Here is a 19557-nt window from a genome sequence, read left to right as displayed (position 1 = left end):
GTCTTTTCTCCGCGTTAACGGCGGTCCATTTCTCCTGACCCAGTTCCACTCCAGAAAGCCCTGCCGACTTGCGTTATGACGACCGCCTGGCAACTGTTCTTGGCCAGCCCGCCGCGGATGCGCGGGCGCGGGCGGTGCAGTGGCGTCAGCTCGTCGAACTGCTTGCGCGGGGAGACGAGATCAGCGCCGACCTTGCCGAGCGCGCGCTTGCCCGAATTGCCCAACTGATGAGTGACGTTTCCGTCGACCTTCTGTCGGCGACGGCGCGGGCCATTGCCGGGCGTGACGTTCCCGCCGAACTGGTCGCCTTGTTCGCTGCCCGCGATGCCAACGCGTCGGCGGCGCTGCTCGCTGCTGCGCAGCTCAGCCCCACAGGCTGGAATGCGGTCCGCGCGGTCGCGGCGGAGGATGTTCGGCCGCTGCTACAGGCTCTCGGGCATGGGGAACGGGAGCGATCGACCAGTGGCGAGACCGACGCCGGGATGACCGTGACCCGTGACGCTCCCCAAATCCCTCCGCCGGCACCCGTTCGTCCACCCATCACGAAACCCGCGCAGCAAGAGCAGAGGATCGACGCGCCCTTGCCGAATGGCCTGTTCCGCTGGGAGACTGGTCCGACGGGCGAGATCGATTGGGTCGAAGGCATTTCGCGCGCGGCGCTCGTCGGTCGCAGCGTTGCCGACAGCTTCGCCGATTCCTTCGCTGCTCGTCTGCCCTTCGCCGACGAGCCGCTGGTGGTGGCGCAAGATGGTGCGCTGGCTGGCGAATGGCGGTGGAGCGGTGCCCCGGCTTTCTTCGCCGACACGGGTCGCTTCGCAGGCTATCGCGGGGTCGCCCGGCGCGAAGGCGCGGTGCCGCAGCAGTCCCAGGAGAATACAGCCGGCTTCCTCCCAGCCGAAGACGATGGTCTGCGCGAACTCATGCACGAGCTTCGCACCCCACTGAACGCCATCATCGGGTTCAGCGAAATCATCGAAGGGCAGTATTTGGGCCCGGCGCATCGCTCCTATCGCGAACGCGCCGCCACAATCGTCGAACAGGCTCGCAATTTGTCGAACACGATCGACAATCTCGACCTTGCCGCCCGGCTCCGCTCTGGCCGCATTCAGGGCGACGCGACCAGCGATCTTGGCGGCCTGCGCGACCTTCTCGCGGGTATTCGGACCGGCGCGCAGGAACGAGGATTGCGGGTGTCGGTCGAGGATCGCGCCGGCAACATCCGAATCGCGCTTCCGCCACTGCTGGTCGAACGGCTGGTGCGCGACTTCATTACCTCGATGATCGAACCAGCGGTGGCGGGCGAGCAGATCGGCATCGTGATGCTTCGCCTCGGTTCCAGTCTTGCGATCGGAGTAGACCGGGCGGCGGCGCTGGAAGGCTTGTCCGAACAGGAACTGCTAGGCGATCGCGGCCGCGCTGGCATGCGCTTCACGTTGCGGTTGGTGCAGGGACTCGCGGCGATGACCGGCGGTCGCCTGGACATCGCCACCGACCGATTGGTGCTGCTGCTCCCGCTCGCGGACTGACCAACAAAGCATGTGGTCGGGGAGACAGGATTCGAACCTAGAATCTTCCTTCACCGACTTTCCCCGCTAGTAAACCGGTTTTCCTAGTCTTTGCCCGTCCTCTGTGTCACGAGAAGTGTCACAATACCTGTCACATGGACGAGGCAAGATGGCGCGCGGCGACGGCTATAAGATTATTAAACGGAGAAGGAAGGGACGCGAGATCGGGCCCTACCAGGTTCGTGTTCAGGTCCCGGCGAACTGGCGTGCGGTTGTAGGACAGAATGAGGTGTTGCGGTCGCTTGGAACTGCCGATCGGCGCGCCGCTGGTCAACTAGCTCCCCAGGTCGTGACAGACCTCCTCTCCGAATGGAGGGAAAAGGCCGGTGAACTTGGACCGACTGGCCTCATTGACCCTGCCGACGTCGCGGTGAGGGTAGCATATGATGGGATGTTGAAGGCGCTCGAGCAGCGTCGGAAAACATGGCCTGCCGACAATGCGGGTTACGCATCGCGGCTGGCGCAGCGAGAGGCGGATCTCAGGCGCATGTCGCGGCAACTGCACGCTGGCGACACATTGCAGTGGGAAGCGGTAGCGGACCGGGCGATACAAGGGCGTGGGTTGCGCATTGAGAAGGGAACCGACGCTTACAGCGCGTTCGTTCAGGCCATCGCGGAAGCCAGCATCGACGCCGTGGCCGTGTTCACGCGCCGCGCGAATGGGGAGCTGGACGCAGAGCCTCGCACCCAAACGGTTCAGACACCAAAGGCCAAGCAGGCAGCGATGGCCAAGCCAGGTGAGACCTTTCTTGAACTTTTCGAGCGTTGGTCGGCAGAGAGCCTCGCGAAGGGCAGGAAGCGGCCGGATACGGTGGATCAGGACCGGAAGGTCATCAAGCAGTTCGTCGCCTTCGTGGGCACCGATCGCGCTGTAGACTCCATCGAACCTATCGAAATCGCGGCGTATCGAGACACCATGCGTGACCTGCCTCCGAAATGGATGAGCAAGCGAGAATTGGGCGGGCTGGACATGCGCGTGGCAGCTACCAAGGCCCGGAAGGCCGGAATGCCGAGGATGGCCTTCACGAACATCAACAAGCACCTATCGACCATCTCTCCGCTCTACACCTGGCTTCGTAAGCAGCCTCGCTGGGCGGGTTTACGTAACCCGGTCGACGGCTTGTTTTACGATGGGGTCAAGGGCCTTAGGCCGCGCCCGCCGTTCAGAACGGATGACCTAAACAAGATACTGGGCTCACCTCTCTTCACCGGCTTCCTTGCAGATGGGCAAGAGCATCTACCCGGCAACATGCATGCCGATGATTAACGGAAGTGGATCCCACTGGTGTGTCTTTTCTCTGGCGCTCGTCTTGGCGAGATCGCGCAGCTTCGCCTGGGCGATGTTCGGCTGGAGCGAGGAGTGTGGTTCATCCACATCTGCCATGACGCAGGTGCGGGGCTCTCGACGAAGAGTGGAAGGAGTCGCTTCGCAGCAGTGCACCAACTTCTAGAGCGAATTGGCTTCCTCGATTTTCATGCGAAGCAGCTTGAGCGCGTCGGCGGGGACGGGAAGGCAGCTATGTTCCCCGGGCTCGCGCCGAACGGCCGCGGGCAGATCAGCGGCACTCCCTCAGAGTGGTGGCGAGACTATCTGACCGCCATCGGCATTAAGAACGGTGAGGTGCAGGGCGGCGATGGCTACGGCACACACAGCTTCCGCCACACGCTCGCTGATCGGCTGAGGAGTGAGGCTGAACTACTCGACGATCAGATTGAGGTCTGCCTCGGACACAACCAGAAGACAGTGACGTCCGGTTACGGCGAACTGCCACAGGGCACAGTAACGATGTTTAAGGGGTGGATGGAGGCGGTGCGATTTGAGGGGGTCCGCTTTGATCATCTCTTCAGTAGCGCAACGCCGGTGCCAACCTTACCTGTGGCAGATTGATCGCGCACCCGCGCCCGGACTGGGTCACGCCGGGTGCGGATCGAGAATCGGCTGCTATGCACACGCCGCGGAGATCTGGATTAGTGTTCTTTTCTTCTTTCTACCTCCCCGGCTTCCCGCGCTGCGGGAGACGGGCTTCCACTTCTCTTTAAAAGAAGTTCCGCTCGGAGTGGACCGCCTTCCGTAGGGGCTGGATCCGCAGAAAAGCACGACTCTCATTATGGTCGCTGCCGCGGGTGGGTGGCCCCCCACGGCGCAACGTGGTCGAATTTGTAGGGTTTCGAGTGACGCCGGCGACCGGGACCTCATCGCAATGATTGTAGGGGGTGAGAGGCGAGGTGGTGGCGCAGCTCACGCATGCTGAATCGCGGCCAGATCACGCTGCTTTCACCTGGGAGGCGCGTCCTTTCCAGCAGATCGATGCGGCTCAGCGCGCGCCGGACAGCATGGCGTAGGGCACCGTGGGGGCGATGTTGTTCGAAGCCGATTGCCTGCAACTCGCGCGAAATGTTGCTGTCGTTGGTCGAAATACTCCGGAGCTCCAGCCTAGTCTTGGCCAGCCAAGTGCGAGCGTCGAACAAAGATGCTGTCTTTGCGCGCTTGATCTGTGAAGGCCCTTGCGGATGCGCCTGAGCACTTCGGTGGGCTACATAGCGCCAAGCCATCTGACCACTAAGCTCCTCGAGGACAATCTCGTCGAACTTGCCTTCCCGGGCACGCTCTTCGCTCTTCTTTGCCCTCTCTTTGCGCTTGCGTTCCGCTTCCTGAGTGCGCCGCTTTTCCTCTAGTCCGTCGTAATGCGCCGCCACCAGAGCATCGTTGACGCTCGTGAACTCGACCTGCGTGGTCAGCAGGCGGATGAGTTTCGTGTAGACCAACGCCACGGTGCCCGGGGGCCCTTCGTTCAGCCACGTAGCTTCTCGCCCACCAAGGTGCACCCACTCTCGATAATAGTCGTCGATCTCCGGCGTTGCCCGAAGTCGTTCAGCAGCTACATACTTACAAGCCTCGCTGACCGCGCATCGGGCGCAGCGATCAGGAACCCAAGACCTACTCCTGGGACTCCATTGCCGGGCGCCGCCACCATGGCGCATGATCGCTGTCGGTTGCCCAAAGCACGGTCGACCGACAAGCAGCGGCATCGCAGTGATGTTGCCGCGGTCGACCTTCACGCGGTGGGCCAAGAAAGGCTTTTGGATGGGCGGCAGTCGAAGACCGGCCCAAGGCTTGGCCGAGGTCCAATGGCGGATCCTTTGAGCGTGATCGAGGCGCTCAAGCCGCTCAAGTTCGGGATTTGGCATTACAGGTCGCTCCTTCATTTTTCCGAATCAGGGTGATCGGAAGGAGCCGTCCATCTGTCGCAACTTTCCTCGTATGTCCGTTGGCAAATGACGAGGGTGATCCGACAGACTGTCTTTTCAAAAAGTCAACTGCCTCGTCACACCGGAAGTGAACAGCTTTGGGTAGCCGGGGCCAAACGGGAGCCACGATGAGGCCACCCGTATCCAAGGTCTTGAGCACGTAACCAACAGGTTCACAGCAAGAAAGGTGAACCTGCATGAACCTCTACTCCATCACCTCTGACAACCGGCGTGAGCTCCACGTCGTTGCCGCAAGCCAATCTGAGGCTGTCGACATCTTCGTGACCTTCGAAGCATCCAGAGGACGCTTCCATGATGGCCTCACCATTAAGAACCATTTGGTCATGGACCTCGGTGCAGAGCAGGTAGCTCAAGTGCTTGATGCTCTCGCCTTTGGGGTATCTGGCGTTCTCCACTATGACGAAGATCTCGGTTGGGTCTTCTCTGCACCTCTGTGCACTCCGGTCAGTCGCCGCGTTCTGCCGGTAGCTGGTGGCGAGTAGGGCCTAGTGATGCGCCTCTTCCAGTTCTTCGACCTCACCTGCATCGAAGCTTACGTGATAGCCGCAAACCACGACGACGCCCATGAGCTGTTCGAGGAGCATGTCATTCAACATGGCGGCGATCCCGATAAGCTGCGCTGGCGGGAGATGAGGCCCAAGCACCTCAACGATTTCATGCGAGTCGTCGTGCAGGATGCGTTGACTATTGCTCGCGAAGGCTTGGTCGTGGAGGCTGGCACCGGGCGTTGGGTCTTCGTGGTGCCCTTGTCCGATGTGGCGCGGCAAAGGTAGTGCAACCTCGCTGTGCGGCTTGTCTTTTGCCCGACCGGGTTGGACCGGCCGTCCATAGGCCGTAAGACAGCCAAATGACTGATGCGGTGCTCTTCACAGGTGGTTCGCTGTTTTCACAGGATTACCTGGTCGAGGGCATCAAACGCAGCGCTGCGTATGGCGAAGTCGATGCAATCGCCCTCAGAGAGCGTCTGCAAGCACTTCTGGCTGGGTTTCCGCATGCGACACGACCGAATGAGGCCACCACGGAGAGCGATCTCGTATGGCCCGTTCTCGAAGCACTGGGGTGGTCTTCGTGGCTGACTCAGCAGAATCTTTCGTCCAGCGGTCGGGAAAGCGTTCCAGATGGCCTTCTGTTCATCAACGAGGCTGCCAAGTCACGCGCGAACGAGCACGCGGAGGAATGGAAACGCTATGCATTCGGCTCCGCAATCATCGAGAGCAAGCGCTGGGGCCGTGCGCTAGACCGAGCCGAAGGACGCTCCGGGGCCGATCGAGAAACCCCCTCAACGCAGCTACTACGATATCTGCGGCGCATTGACGATCTGACCGGCGGGGATCTGCGCTGGGGCATTCTAACCAATGGTGGGCGTTGGCGGCTCTATTACGCGGGCGCCCGGTCTACGATCGACGATTATCTTGAGATCGACCTCGCTCGGATCATCGGGATTGGACCCGACGTTTTTGACGCGGCCGTCACGGATGAGGAGCGGGAGCACTGGCTGCGCGTCTTTGCGGCCATGTTCTCACGCTCTGCTTTCGAGCGCCAAGCAGCCGATGCCCCCAGCTTCCATGACCAAGCGCGCCGCGAAGCCGCGTTTTACGAAGAGCGGGTTGCAAAGAACCTCTCCGACTTGGTCTTCGCTAGGCTCTACCCCTCACTCGGCAGGGCAATCGCTGAGAAGGCTCCCGCCGATACTGAACTCGAAGAGATCAGAAACGCGACGCTGATCCTGCTCTATCGGCTGCTCTTCATCCTCTATGCGGAGGACCGTGGGCTGCTGCCGGTGAGGGACGCTCGATACGACGACTACGCCTTGCGCGATGCCCGCAAGGATGTTGGGTCGCGCATGGATGCAAGCGGCACCTTTTCGACTGTCGCGACACCGATCTGGGATCGCTTCTCAAGCCTCGCCATGATGATCGACAAGGGAGATCCGTCAGTCGGTCTGCCACCCTATAATGGCGGCCTCTTTAGCGCTTCAGAAACGCCCCTGCTCAAGGTCATCCGCCTACCCGACAGTGTAATGGCCGAAGCGCTAGACATTCTTTCGTGGGAGCAGCGCGAGGGTCGGCGCCGATACATCAACTACCGTGACCTCTCAGTCCAGCAGCTTGGCTCCATCTACGAGCGCCTGCTGGAGTTCGAAATGAAGCGGGTGGATGGCAGGTTCGAGATCCAGCCAAACATCTTCGCGCGCAAGGATAGCGGCAGCTATTACACACCTGACGAGCTGGTGCTGCTCATCATTGACGAGACGCTGGCCCCCCTCATTAAAGATGCCTACGCAGGCTTTGCTAATGCGGTGAATTTGCTCCGCAATGATGACAGCGAAGCCATGAAGCTACGAGCCCTTGAGGCTGCCGACCCGGCCAGGTCTATCACTCGGTTAAGGGTTTGCGACCCGGCAATGGGTTCAGGCCACTTTCTCGTGAGCTTGGTTGACCGGCTTACCAACGCTGCACTCGAGGCTATGGCGAAGGCGGTTGAGATTGCCTCCGAGGCAGGGGTGACCGAATATCAGAGCCCGATAGCCATCGAGATCGAGAAGATCCGCTCGACCATCTGGCACAATGCGCAGGAGAAGAATTGGTCGGTTGCTGAAGAGCAACTCGACGATCCCCAGCTGGTGAAGCGGATGGTTTTAAAGCGCTGCATCCACGGCGTGGACAAGAACCCGATGGCGGTGGAGCTCGCGAAAGTCGCGTTGTGGCTGCACACCTTCACGGTTGGTGCACCGCTCTCTTTCATCAATCACCACCTGCATTGCGGCGACAGCCTGTTTGGCCTTTGGGTTCGCGACGCGATCGACAAGGCGGGCAAGGCGGGCGAACTGCTGTATATCGAGGAGCTCAGGAATGCCGAGCGGCAGGCTTCTCAAATGCAGCGTATCGAGGCGTTGACTGACGCTGAAGTAGCAGAAGTCCATGCCAGCGCTGATATGTGGAAAGACATCGAGTTTCAGACTGGACCGTTCGACAGCTTTGTAAGCTTCGTGCACGCGATCGACTGGCTGGATCTACCGCGGGAGGAGAGACCGCTGGTAACTCAGTGGCTCGATGGAGGCTTCGGAGATCCGCTGCCGATCGCCAGAGGCAAGAAGGAACCCGAAGCGGTCCGATCGAGGCAAGAAGAGGCGGAGCGCTTCCATGTGATCTGGCGCGAGGCGCGCAAGCTGATCGAAGAAGAGCGTTTCTTCAATTGGCAGATTGCCTTTCCAGGCGTTTGGAAGAGCTGGACCAAAAAGGAGCGCGATGGCGGCTTCGACGCTGTGATTGGGAACCCCCCATGGGATCGCATGAAACTTCAGAAAGTCGAGTGGTTCGCCGCGCGCCGACCTGCGATAGCGCAGAAATCAAAGGCAGCTGACCGAGAAAGAATCGTCAAAGCTTTGGAGCGATCTGGCGACCCGCTCTTCAATGATTATCAAATTGCGAATGAGCGTGCGCTTACCGCCTTACGAGTTGCGCGAAAGGGAGGACACTACCCTTTACTGGGGAAGGGTGACATCAACCTCTACAGCCTCTTTGTCGAAAGAGCACATAGCATCGCGAGGCCGGGAGGCATGATAGGATTGCTTACCCCAATTGGTATTGGGATGGACAAGACCAACGCACCTTACATCTCCGCGATTGCCGAGTCCAAGCAGCTCAAGGCATTCATATCCTTTGAGAATAGGCGCCAGTGGCTCTTCAAGGATGTGCATGCCGAAGATCAGCCCACGGTGCTGATCGCCTCGAACAACGGTCGATCATTCGATAGCTTTCGTTATGCAGTAAAGCTTCACGCGCTACCCGAACCCGATGACACCTTCGAGTTGAGCGCGCCGATGTTGCTCGCCTTGAATCCGAACACAGGCACTATCCCTGTCCTCCGATCAAAGCGTGACGCCAAGCTCACTGCTGAAGTCTATAAACGGGTCGATGTTTTTGTGCGTAAGTCAGGTCAGGGAGAGCGGAGCGATTGGGCTTGTGATTACGCAACCATGTTTCACATGACGAATGACAGCGATGCCTTTGCAACCTTGGAGGAACTGAAAGAACAGCACGGAGCGTGGTCAACTGGCGGAAGCAGGTTCGAGAGCGCAGAAGGAGCATGGTTGCCTCTTTACGAAGGTAAGAGCGTGCAGCTTTTCAATCATCGATACGCTTCGATTGAGACGCCGAAGGGGTCGGTAAGCGGGCAGGGGCAAGCGATAAGATCTTCACTTGAGGAACTTCAAGACATCAATTTTGTGACTACGCCTCGATATTGGGTCCGCGAAAATGACATTGCAGGGCTCAAAAACGGTTACGCCATCGGCTTCAATGACATCTGCAACACTAACAACGCTAGGTCGGTCGTCGCATGCATGATTCCGCGCGTAGGTACCGGAAACAAGATCCCACTGCTTGATGGACTAGGAGCATCTGACGCGGCGCTCTTGTTGGCCAATCTTGCCTCGATACCTCTCGACTACATAGCGAGGAACAAGATTCAGAGCCGCAATCTGAACAAGTATATCCTTGAGCAGCTTCCGATCATATCGCCAGCCTCATATGCGCGGGCATTCGGTCCGAAGTCCGCCTTGGAGATCGTGCGCGAGATTGTGCTCGAATTGACCTTTACCGCTTACGACATAGCCGACTTTGCCCGCGACCTAGGCCACGTCGATGCTGCGGGGGAGGTGCTGCCGCCTTTCATTTGGGATGAGGAGCGTCGGCTTCGACTGCGAGCCAAGCTCGATGCTCTCTACTTCATCCTATACGGCATCTACGACCCGGAAAACTCCGCAACTAGCCGCGATGAGATCCGCTATATTTACTCGACCTTCCCAGCCGTTGAGCGGCAGGAAATCGCGAAGTGGAATAGCTACCGTAGCCGGGATTTGGCGCTTGCCTGGATCAGCGCGCTCATGGCTGGCCGACCAGACGCTAACGTCGAATAAATCCAACTCGTTACACAAGTTCGCGTCGAAAGGCTGATAGCGAGCACTAGTCCCTGTCTGGGGGAGTATACCTGAAGACGTTACGCTTGTTGATCAGAGAGAAAGTCCAACAGCACGAATGTTATGTTGTCCGAACCGTCCTTGCATAGAGCTGCTTCTAGCAAGTCGTCTGCGGCTCGTTCCGACTGGATGAAAGATGCGATGTCGGTGTCCGTGAGGCCCCTTGTGAGGCCATCGGTGCAAATGAGTAGCTTATCGCCGACAGCCACCATGATCTCGACCATATGTGGCGCGAGCCTCGCTTGGTTCGCTGGGGTGAAGCCACCGAGGTATCTGGTGAGGGCTCCAGTGGCATCAGTGTGGTCGCTGCTCAATCGTTCTAAGGCTCCGCTGGAGAAACGGTAGATCCGGCTGTCTCCAAGATTGAAAGTCAGCGCTTTGCTTCCGTGCTTGATGATGCCTGCGACCGTTGATCCCATGCCGCGTAAGTTCGGGTCCCTAGAGCTCGCTGAGTGCAGAATGTGATCTGCGACGCTTATGCACCTTTCGATCTCTTGTTTATTCATTAGGGCTGGAGCGGAGCTGCCAACAAAGTCTACAACGGTGCGACTAGCGACATCACCCGCCGGATGACCTCCCATGCCATCAGCTACGACTGCCCATCCCGACGTCGCCTGAGCCTGGTGGCTTATTCTGTTTGCCTGCGTGAGCTGAGTGGCAGGACTGTCGTCCAATCTCGAAGGTGCAAAAGATGTATGCCACGCATCTTCATTCCGCCGCCGCACGTGACCCACGTGCGAGCGAACTAGGCACCGGACAGAGTTGGTTGTTGCGTTCTCCAACTACCTATCGGTCTGCTAGTCGGACTAGGGGCTCGTGATAGCGAGCCAGTAGCTGGCTGACTGGCTCGACATCCTTAAAGAAGACCTGCGAGTCAACTCCGTTCAAGACGTCAAGGTTGGTGGCTTGGCGTATAGTTTTGATGCCTTGTCGGGTGACCTGCTTTGACCAACTCGGGAAGCCAATCTGGCATACCTTGTGACCGGCATCGTTTCCATCAAGGCGGCAAACATCTATGTAATTTCCTTGAGGGTTATTAAGGCAATAGTCAAAACGCTTCAACACCCTGTCCAACTCGCGAAAAGTTATATTATAGTCTCTTCTATCTACATGCCTAGTGATTCCTCTAATCACATGAGCGATATACATGACATCTGCATCTTCAGTATCCTTGAAAGTCCGCTGATACTTCTCCATCTTGCGAAAAGACCTTTCCGCAACCGACACTAAGAAGTTTTCGAATAACTCCGCGCTAACCTTGATATAACGACCGGAGGATTGAAGCTGGTATAAGGCCGCCAAGAAAGCAGTTCTTTTGTTGGCGTCGTGGAAAGGGTGATTAAGCACAATTCCATACAGAAGAGTGGCGACCTTTTCTTCAAGAGAGTCCCACCGTGCAGATCCACCAAAAGAGCTATCCTGTCGAGCTACAGCCGAACTGAGGAGTCCGAGGTCCTTTGGCCCCACTCCCCCTAGACCTCCTGATTGACCATAAAACATGTCCACAATCACGAAGTGCACGTCGAGGACGTCTTGCAATGACAGGCTCTGTTGGCTGCCACTAACCTGGTAAGTGTCTGCTTTCTCCCGCCAGCGGGCAGCCTCATCCGCAACAGCGGCGTTCTTATATGAGATCATCTATCCTACACCATGCAATGTTCCGGCAGATCGTTGTCGCGCCCCCCAAGGCACGTGCCTTTGTCCATCGATGCCGATGCGCAGCAACGGCGTCAGCCTGGCAGCCTAAGCGCTTTGGCAACTGCGTGATAGGCTGTCTTCGCGAGTATACCTTAGCGAGACATTCATGTGAGGCGCCGATTGCGTCTCAATAGAGTTTAACTCTGAGTTTTGAGACATGCGATATCTATGGTCTAGACGCTATCGAGACATCGGAGATCATTGCATGACTAGCACCTACGGCTACGCTCGCGCCTCCTCTGAGGATCAGGACTGTGCAATCCAGGAGGCGGCGCTTCGGGCAGCTGGTTGCACCATTATACGTTCAGAAAAGAAGAGCGGCACGACCTTGGATGGGCGAACCGAGTTGACCACTCTGCTCGATTTCATTCGGGGCGGTGACACCCTGATGGTGACCCGCATCGACCGTCTTGCCCGCTCCGTCGCGGACCTCGAAAAGATCGCTTCAACTTTGAAAGACAAGGGAGCTTTTCTACGCGCAACCGATCAGCCGGTTGACACCTCCACGGCGGCAGGAACCGTATTCTTCCAGATGCTCGGTGTGTTCGCTCAATTCGAAACAGGTCTTCGCCGTGAGCGTCAGATGGAAGGAATCGCGAAGGCCAAAGCTGCCGGTGTCTACAAAGGCCGCAAGCCGACGGTAGACGCCGCTTCAGTGCGTTCTCTGCGCGATCAAGGTCTTGGGGGTGCCGAGATAGCCAGGAAGCTCGGGATCGGCCGTGCCAGCGTCTACAGAGCCTTACAGCCGACTGAGCGCAGCACCGAGCGGTGAGCTTGTCCACTGCACCTTGCATGCGGATGGTAAGCTGGTCTCAGCTTGCATGAAAATGGTAAGTCGTTGTGTCACGAGCGGCCGGGGTCCGAATAGGACCTCAATGCTTCGTGAAAATCTCGCGCCGCCCCCATGCAAGCCGTGCAGACTGTCAAGAGATGTCCTAGAAGTCCCGTGCATGCTTGACCCGGGTGATGCCTGTTAGGCGCGTCGTTTACGCCTTTCCCATCCACCAGCGGGGCGCAAAATCTCGATCGAAGCCGGTAGTGAAAAGTCATGGTTTTCTCGCGCTCGGCGAAGTCGACTGGTTCTGCCATCCACTGGCTACAGAATATGTGCTGACTTTTCCGAGGCTTGATAAGCATCGAGTGGCCAGCACCCGGTTGTCTACGCAAATAAGCGATTAGATGTGCAGATTGCCGCAAGGAAATCTAAAGGTCAGCCTCCGACAGAGTGGCTTCGGTCCGCTAATCAGGCCGGTCTAAATCAGTTGCGAAGGTTTCCATATGTATCGCGTGCTGCTCACCCTTTCCTCCCTGTTCTTGGCGTCGGATGCTCTCGCACAAGAGAAGCTCGACCCTCCTGTTCTTGAACTCACTCCTGAGTGGCTCGAGACGAACGTAAACCCCAGGGTTCTCGATGCGCTGGTCGATCCTGACTCGGCTAAGATCGTGTGGAACTACAGCACGGTTCTTCAAGAAGCGACCGAGAGGCTGCCTGATGCCACCGGCAGGAAGGTGGAGACGAAGGTGATGTTCGCTCTCACTTGCGGTACTGTTAACGCGAAGAACCGAATGGGCGGCTACAACGGCAAGACATTCATCCTTGTAGCGCAATGGCCCGATCGTCTCGTGATGAATATGGATGATGAGGCTGAGGGACTCCGCACCATGTGTGGGGATTATATTCGGCGTGGCGTTATCGTTCCTAGAATCTGACCCAACGATCGCACGTCGCTGGCTAAGCGAGCCCGTCTCTGAATCTGCAACCTGCCCAGGAAGGCGCAAGCAACGTTCTAGGTTGCAGCAGAGTGGTCCGATGCGCCGCTATTAACCCTTTTCTGAGTGGGGGCTTCTATAAGCCGGGCATGATCAAGATACACGCTCGTGACGACCGAAGCGCCGAGCACGAAGCGGCTCAACAACTAGCGAGATTAGCGGTCCAGTATGATCCCGATCTAGAGAGCTCGACTGCTGTCAGTCTTGAGATCTTTCCTTCAGCACAGTGCTTTGGGCAGAAGACCAGAGACATAGATCTCCTAGTATTCTACGGCGACTTTAGAGGTGCCGACAGAAAGTTCACTACCTCCCGAGGGCGCAAAGTTCAGTCACTTTGTGTCACGATAGAGGTTAAAGGGCACCAGCCTCATCAAATTGAATTTCAGGGTGCTAAGTGTTCTGTCCGTTACAATGGCGAGTTGCACGACGTCACAGCTCAGAGTGAGTCGCAGAAGTTCTCACTCAGAAACTACATAAAGAACCAGCCGAAGCGGCCCCGCCCGCCATGGATCATCAATCTCATTTGGCTGACCCGTATGAACACGGCGAGTCTGCCTCAGGCAACCTCTAACATCATCGGTATGGATGTAACTTGGCGCGACTTCTTAGAGAAGTGTGCGCTGATGGATGGGGGAGATAATCACGGCAAGGACGTGGCAACCTTCTTTGGGCGTGCTGCAATCCGAGGCGTGACCGAGATATTTTCAAAAGAGCTCCAGGCTTCAAGAATCGACCGCAAGAAGCTCGAGGGGATTACTCGGTCTGTTCTCGACCGACAGCAATATATGGACAAGCTTGGTAGTCAGCTTCTGATATTCAGAGGCCGTGGAGGAACAGGCAAGACTGTCAGGCTCTTACAACTAGCGTATCAGTCCTACACCGCCGCTGGGCTGCGAGTCCTTATACTCACATATAATAAGGCGCTGATGGCCGATATTCATCGCCTACTTAAGCTATTGGGAACCAAACAGGTGGTCGGGGGACAGAGCCTGACCATAAATAGCATCTACAGTTTCATGCATCGTTGGCTCTCATCGCTGGAGATCATTGAAAAGGAACAGTCTGACTTCCTCGAGAACTATCAATTATACAAACAGCAAGCTCTTGAGATGATCGAAAGCGGAGCCATCACAGCGTCCGATATCGAGTTGGCAAAGGAGCGTTACAGCGCTGACCTCCGGTGGGATCTTGTCCTCATAGACGAATGCCAAGACTGGCCCGCAAACGAGCGCGATCTACTCTATCGCTTATACGGGGCTGAGAGGTTTGTGATAGCTGATGGTGTCGATCAGCTCGTCCGCGGGACTGAGGTTACGGATTGGCGCCAAGGCACCAAGGGGATTGGCTCCCAAGTCGTGCCGCTACATAAGAGTTTGAGGCTCAAGGCATCTCTCTGCCAAGCTGTTACGCATTTCGCCGATGAAATCGACTTCAGTCATTGGAGGCTCGAGCCAGTCCACGAAGCGCAGGGAGGGAAAGTCATCGTCGTTAGCGGCGACGGACTTTCCGAGGATCTCTACAGGAAGCTTACTGACGCTGCAAAAAAGGACGGCAACGAGGCGATAGATATACTTACATGCGTCCCCCCTTCCTGGGTCGTCTCTGGAGTGGACGGGCGCAAGTGCTCAGTGGTCGCAGAGAAGATGCGGCAGTGGGGTTATGATGTCTGGGACGCGGTCGACCCAGAGAACAGAGAAGCCTATCCCACGTCAGTAAGTCAGTATCGCATTGTGCAATACGAGTCTTGCCGGGGTCTAGAGGGCTGGACTGTAGTCTGCTTTGGGCTTGACCAATTCTATGAGCACAAACTGAAGAATGCCGATATCTCCGACGAATCTAGAGGTGACCTGTTCTTTGACGAAGGGGACACTGCGTTGAGCTACGCGAAGAAATGGTTGATGATCCCTCTTACTCGCGCGATCGACACTTTAGTCGTGCACGTTTCTAGTGAAGAATCTAACGTGGGGCTTGCATTGAGGGAGCTGCACCGCAGGTATCCTTCCGACGTCATCTGGGAGTCAGCCCAAAAATCCGACACAGAACGAAAGATCTCGGCGGGCATGAAGTAACGACTTGGCTCTGGCTCGAGTAAGCGGAGACAAGCTCATTACCAGCTCGCAAAGTAAGCGTTGATGCCTCGCTTGGGACCGCCATATGCTCGACGTGGTAAGCTTAGCTGGCAGATTACCGCGTCAGGAGCCTCTTTGAGCTATTGGATGGGTGCATGCTGACGACTGCGCAGATAGGAGCCTCTGGCGTGCTCCTGATCCAATATCGCCTTCTAAGAAGTGGCATCGACTCTGCGGTTATGACAACCGACTCCGGTGTTGATCTTGTTGCCTACTCGGCGCCGTTGGGTCGGCCCGTGACAATTCAGGTGAAAACTTGCCTTCAGCGGAAGCCCTCTGGCGGCAAAGGTGCGCCGACACTAGATTGGTGGCTTCGATCAGACAGCCCGGCTGAGCTAGTTGGTCTCGTAAGTCTTGAGCACGACGCTGTATGGCTCCTGACCCACTCTGAGTTCGAGCTTGCGGCTCAACAAAAGCCAGCGAACCGCCTCCATCTCTATTTCTACACAGACGAAAGCTATAGCGCACGTCCCGGATGCCACCTCCGGGACTTCGAGCAGTTTCGAATCGAGAGCGCCCTGCCGCGACTGCTTGGTCCGAGTGCTCTAGACCGTGGCACGCTCAGCTAATTGCGTCGAATTCAAACGCTGGTGTCTCACGAAGTGTCACTCCGAGTGTCACACGTGACCGATCCCGAATCGCAGAAAATCAACGTTTTCGGCAGTTGGTCGGGGAGACAGGATTCGAACCTGCGACCCTCTGCTCCCAAAGCAGACGCGCTACCAGGCTGCGCCACTCCCCGACTTGGGAGGCCGCCTAGCAGAGGGTTTGCGCGGACGCCACACCTAGCTGAGGTGCTTGGCCGCCGCGCCGCACTTGTCTAGAGGCGGCGCGGGGCCTGTAGCTCAACGGTAGAGCCAGCCGCTCATAACGGCCAGGTTGGGGGTTCGAATCCCTCCGGGCCCACCATTTACTGGTTGTTCGCGGGCGGGGTGTTGTCGCGGCTTTCCTCGCGCACGCCGCGGGCAGCACCTTCGGCGCCAGCTTCGATCTTGTCGCCGGCGCGGTTGGCGGCGTCGCCGACGTCACGCGCCGCATCCTTGACCGCTGGAGCCGCCCGGTCCGCCGCGTCCTTCACTTCCCGGCCGGCATCCTCGAGCGCATTGCCCACGCCATCGACCGCGCCTTCGATCTTCTGGTCGTTGACGGTGATCGAGGTCGTGTCGTTGCCGGGATCGCGTTCGACGTTGCAGGCGGCAAGCGCCAGGGGAAGAGCAATCAGAGCAGCTTTGCGGATCATGGCGTGTCCTCGTTGACGGTTTCGCTTGCAGAACGAGCAGGAAGCCGCTCGGTTTCCGCGCGCGCCGCGGCATTGGCCGATGCACGTTCGGCTTCCGCCATCAGGGCGTTCGCGCTGTCGGCCGATTGCTCGGGAAGCGGCTGGACATCGTCGTTGCTGTTGCCGGGCGAGCAGGCAGCCGTCAGCGCGGCGAGGGCTAGCAGCGCTGACGACCGCGAACGCATCAGCGCGCGCGGCGACGGGTCGGTTGCGGGCGGGCTTCGACCGGCCCGGCGAGGACCGCGACCGCCGTCGTCCAGGCCGCGACGTTCTGCTGCATCTGCTTCTTGTCGACCACCGCCATTGTGTCGTCGGGCGAGTGGTGGATGTCGAAATAGCGGGTGCCGTCCTGCGACAGCGCCGCGCCGGGAAGACCGTCGGCGACCATCGGCCCGATGTCGGAGCCCTCCGTCTCGGTCAAGCTGCCGGGAACGATGCCAAGCGGCTGGAGCATGCGCTGAAGACGCCTGGCCTCGGCTTCGCGCTCTTTGCCCAGGCGGCTGTCGACCTTCCAGATGCGGTCGGCACCAAAGTCGCTTTCCATGATCGCATGGTGCGGCTGCTTGCCGTATTTCGCGCGGTAATCGAGCCCACCGAACAGGCCGACTTCCTCCGCGCCGAACCAGACGATGCGGATCGGGCGGGCGGGCATGCCGGCGTCCATGATCCGTTTGGCCGCGGCGGTGACAATGCCGCAGCCCGCGGCGTCATCCAGCGCGCCGGTGCCGAGATCCCAGCTGTCGAGGTGGCAGGAGACGAGAACGGGCGCGGCATTGGGATCGCGCCCGGGCACTTCGGCGATGACATTGCCCGAGCGGCCTTGGTTCACGGTCGATTCCAGCGTCAGCCGGAGGGTCGGGCGCTGGCCACGGGCGAGGATGCGTTCGAGTTGATCGGCATCGGGATTGGACAGCGCGCCGGCGGGAATGGGGGTCGCACCATCGGCAAAGTTCATGACCCCGGTATGCGGGTTGCGGTGCTCACGGTCGGTGCCAATTGAGCGGATGACGATCCCGATCGCGCCTTTTTGCGAGGCGACGGTGGGGCCTTGCCGGCGCGGGGCACCGAAGACGCCGTAGCCGCTGCCGTCCTCGGTCCGCGGCATGGCATGGCCGATATAGACGATCTTGCCGCGTACCTGCTCGGTCGGCGCGGCGCGCAGCGCCTCGACATCGGGAAAGTTGACGACCTCGGCCGTAATTCCGCTCGCTGGGGTCGCGGCACTGTTGCCGAGGGCGGCGACGACCAGCTTTTGCGGATAGGGGCCGACAAGCTCGGCACTTTCGCGGCCGCGTTGCCAGACCGGCATGGGGAAGTCCTCGATCCGAACCTTGGCGAATCCCATGGCGGTCAGCCGGCGGACGGCCCAGGCGCGGGCGCGCGCTTCGGCTTCGGTTCCGGCGAGCCGCTGGCCGACCTCGGTGGTGAGGTCTTCGGTGATCCGCCAAGCCATGTCGTCGCTCAGCGCGTCGGTGCGCAGGGCGGCGATGCGGGCATCGGGGTCCTGCGTCGGCTGAGCGGTGACGGGAAGGGCGGTCGCGGCGAGCAGGCCGGCAAGAAGGATACGCATGGCGTTGCTGTAGGCCGGTCGGCGGTGGGAGCAAGATCGCGGCCACCCGCGGCACCGGAAAATTGCCATTGAGTCCACTTCGTCCACTTCGTCCCAGGGCGGGACGGTCGCTATGGTGAAGCGACGGCGCGGCGGAAGGACGATCACCGCCAGAAATAGATCAGCCGCGGTCCTACATTGCAAGGTTCAGAGCAGCCGCATCTGCCGTCCCTCGGGCGCCCGAAACAGATCGCGGCGGAGCGTAAGCCGACCGGTTCCCAGCCCCGCCTTGCGGGTCGCCGCGGCGAAGCGGGTGCGGAGAAGATCGGCCCACGGGCCCTGACCCTGCATCCGGGTAAAGAAATTGGGGTCATTGTCCTTGCCCCCGCGCATCGACTGGATGGTCGCCATCACCTTCGCCGCGCGGTCGGGATAATGATCGTCGAGCCAGGCGCGAAACAGCGGCGCGACCTCGTGCGGCAGGCGGACGGGGAGGTAAAAGGCGGCGCGGGCACCGGCCGCAGCGCCAGCCGCGACAATGCGCTCGAGCTCGTGATCGGTGATCTGCGGCACAATCGGCGCGACGGCGAGCAGGGTCGGCACGCCAGCTTCTTGGAGGCGCTGTATCGCGGCGATCCGCTTTCGCCCGGCGGGCGCGCGGGGTTCGAGGGTGCGGCTGATCGCGGGATCGAGCGAGGTGACCGACAGCGCCACCGCCGCCAGCCCGCGGTGGGCGGCCGGCGCGATGAGATCGAGATCGCGCAACACGCGGTCGGACTTGGTGGTGATGGTGAAGGGGTGGCCCGTCTCGGTCAGCAATTCGATGATCGAGCGGGTGATGCGAAACCGCCCTTCGATCGGCTGATAAGGATCGGTGTTGGTGCCGAGCGCGATCGGCGCGACCTCATACCCCGGCCGCGACAAGGCGGCGTGAAGCAGCTTGGCGGCGTCGGGTTTAATAAATAGGCGGCTTTCGAAATCCACGCCGGGCGACAGGTCATGGTAGGCGTGGGTCGGCCGCGCGAAGCAATAGATGCAGCCATGCTCGCACCCGCGATACGGATTGACCGAGCGATCGAAGCCGATGTCGGGAGAGCTGTTGCGGGTGAGGATCGACTTTGGCCGCTCTACCGTGATCGTGGTTCGGCGCTGGGTGACACCGTCGAGCGCTTCCACCTCGTCGAGCCAGTCACCCTCGACCAGACGCTCGGGCAGGTTGAAGCGCGTCGGCACGGCATTGCGGGTGGCCCCGCGCCCCTGGATCGACTCGACAGCCATGCTGCAATCTTACGCGCTGGCGAGAACGAAGCAAGAAC

General features: G+C 59.2%; 16 protein-coding genes and 2 tRNA genes. 10 read left to right on the top strand and 8 right to left on the bottom strand.

Annotated elements, in window-relative coordinates; all coding sequences use genetic code 11:
- The first annotated feature begins 68 nt into the window (after window positions 1-68).
- The 3 genes from V6R86_RS10765 (at window position 69) to V6R86_RS10755 (ending at window position 3453) form a co-directional block, all read left to right on the top strand.
- Window positions 69-1526, top strand: a complete 1458-nt coding sequence (locus tag V6R86_RS10765) for a sensor histidine kinase (RefSeq protein ID WP_338504451.1) — start codon at window positions 69-71, stop codon at window positions 1524-1526.
- Between the two features lie 148 nt (window positions 1527-1674).
- Window positions 1675-2832 (top strand): DUF6538 domain-containing protein, encoded by a 1158-nt coding sequence (locus tag V6R86_RS10760; RefSeq protein WP_338504449.1) that lies wholly within the window; start codon window positions 1675-1677, stop codon window positions 2830-2832.
- An 18-nt stretch (window positions 2833-2850) separates the two neighbouring features.
- Window positions 2851-3453, top strand: coding sequence for a tyrosine-type recombinase/integrase (locus V6R86_RS10755; protein ID WP_338504447.1), 603 nt, complete (start codon window positions 2851-2853; stop codon window positions 3451-3453).
- 305 nt (window positions 3454-3758) lie between these two features.
- Here V6R86_RS10755 and V6R86_RS10750 read toward each other — a convergent pair whose 3' ends face one another.
- On the bottom strand, window positions 3759-4754 hold the full coding sequence (locus V6R86_RS10750) for a hypothetical protein (RefSeq protein ID WP_338504445.1): 996 nt from the start codon (window positions 4752-4754) through the stop codon (window positions 3759-3761).
- 257 nt (window positions 4755-5011) lie between these two features.
- Here V6R86_RS10750 and V6R86_RS10745 point away from each other — a divergent pair, with 257 nt between their 5' ends.
- The 3 genes from V6R86_RS10745 to V6R86_RS10735 all read left to right on the top strand — a co-directional run bounded on the left by V6R86_RS10745 (window position 5012) and on the right by V6R86_RS10735 (window position 9756).
- A complete protein-coding gene (locus V6R86_RS10745; protein WP_338504444.1) occupies window positions 5012-5317 on the top strand; it encodes a hypothetical protein in 306 nt (101 codons plus the stop codon).
- A gap of 9 nt (window positions 5318-5326) precedes the next feature.
- Complete coding sequence (locus V6R86_RS10740) at window positions 5327-5608, top strand: hypothetical protein (protein ID WP_338504443.1); 282 nt, start codon at window positions 5327-5329, stop codon at window positions 5606-5608.
- 74 nt (window positions 5609-5682) lie between these two features.
- Window positions 5683-9756 carry an Eco57I restriction-modification methylase domain-containing protein gene (locus V6R86_RS10735; RefSeq protein ID WP_338504441.1) on the top strand — a complete coding sequence of 1358 codons (4074 nt, stop codon included), beginning with the start codon at window positions 5683-5685 and terminating at the stop codon, window positions 9754-9756.
- An 80-nt stretch (window positions 9757-9836) separates the two neighbouring features.
- On the opposite strand, the gene V6R86_RS13880 is transcribed toward V6R86_RS10735, so the two are convergent.
- Window positions 9837-10541 carry a PP2C family protein-serine/threonine phosphatase gene (locus V6R86_RS13880; protein ID WP_425335987.1) on the bottom strand — a complete coding sequence of 235 codons (705 nt, stop codon included), beginning with the start codon at window positions 10539-10541 and terminating at the stop codon, window positions 9837-9839.
- Window positions 10542-10602: 61 nt separating this feature from the next.
- A complete protein-coding gene (locus V6R86_RS10730) occupies window positions 10603-11454 on the bottom strand; it encodes a type II toxin-antitoxin system death-on-curing family toxin (RefSeq protein ID WP_338504439.1) in 852 nt (283 codons plus the stop codon).
- A gap of 265 nt (window positions 11455-11719) precedes the next feature.
- Between V6R86_RS10730 and V6R86_RS10725 the strand changes: the two genes are divergently transcribed.
- The 3 genes from V6R86_RS10725 to V6R86_RS10715 all read left to right on the top strand — a co-directional run bounded on the left by V6R86_RS10725 (window position 11720) and on the right by V6R86_RS10715 (window position 15353).
- The gene (locus V6R86_RS10725; protein ID WP_338504437.1) at window positions 11720-12286 is read left to right on the top strand and encodes a recombinase family protein; all 567 of its coding nucleotides are present in this window, start codon (window positions 11720-11722) and stop codon (window positions 12284-12286) included.
- A gap of 506 nt (window positions 12287-12792) precedes the next feature.
- Entirely contained in the window at window positions 12793-13224 is a 432-nt protein-coding gene (locus tag V6R86_RS10720) for a hypothetical protein (protein ID WP_338504435.1), read from the top strand.
- Between the two features lie 149 nt (window positions 13225-13373).
- Complete coding sequence (locus V6R86_RS10715) at window positions 13374-15353, top strand: hypothetical protein (protein WP_338504434.1); 1980 nt, start codon at window positions 13374-13376, stop codon at window positions 15351-15353.
- A gap of 725 nt (window positions 15354-16078) precedes the next feature.
- On the opposite strand, the gene V6R86_RS10710 is transcribed toward V6R86_RS10715, so the two are convergent.
- Window positions 16079-16155: transfer RNA gene (locus tag V6R86_RS10710), tRNA-Pro, on the bottom strand.
- 92 nt (window positions 16156-16247) lie between these two features.
- Here V6R86_RS10710 and V6R86_RS10705 point away from each other — a divergent pair.
- Window positions 16248-16322 (top strand) — tRNA-Ile (locus V6R86_RS10705).
- Between the two features lies 1 nt (window position 16323).
- On the opposite strand, the gene V6R86_RS10700 is transcribed toward V6R86_RS10705, so the two are convergent.
- From V6R86_RS10700 to V6R86_RS10685, 4 genes are all read right to left on the bottom strand, one after another.
- The gene (locus V6R86_RS10700) at window positions 16324-16653 is read right to left on the bottom strand and encodes a hypothetical protein (RefSeq protein WP_338504433.1); all 330 of its coding nucleotides are present in this window, start codon (window positions 16651-16653) and stop codon (window positions 16324-16326) included.
- A complete protein-coding gene (locus tag V6R86_RS10695) occupies window positions 16650-16877 on the bottom strand; it encodes a hypothetical protein (RefSeq protein ID WP_338504431.1) in 228 nt (75 codons plus the stop codon). Before V6R86_RS10695 ends, V6R86_RS10700 begins: the two co-directional genes overlap by 4 nt.
- On the bottom strand, window positions 16877-18262 hold the full coding sequence (locus V6R86_RS10690) for a M28 family peptidase (RefSeq protein WP_338504429.1): 1386 nt from the start codon (window positions 18260-18262) through the stop codon (window positions 16877-16879). Before V6R86_RS10690 ends, V6R86_RS10695 begins: the two co-directional genes overlap by 1 nt.
- A gap of 186 nt (window positions 18263-18448) precedes the next feature.
- A complete protein-coding gene (locus V6R86_RS10685) occupies window positions 18449-19519 on the bottom strand; it encodes a PA0069 family radical SAM protein (RefSeq protein ID WP_338504428.1) in 1071 nt (356 codons plus the stop codon).
- Window positions 19520-19557 lie beyond the last annotated feature (38 nt).

The sequence above is a fragment of the Sphingomonas kaistensis genome (assembly GCF_036884275.1).
GTDB lineage: Bacteria > Pseudomonadota > Alphaproteobacteria > Sphingomonadales > Sphingomonadaceae > Sphingomicrobium > Sphingomicrobium kaistense_A.
This window is presented reverse-complemented; position numbering and strand designations above follow the sequence as displayed.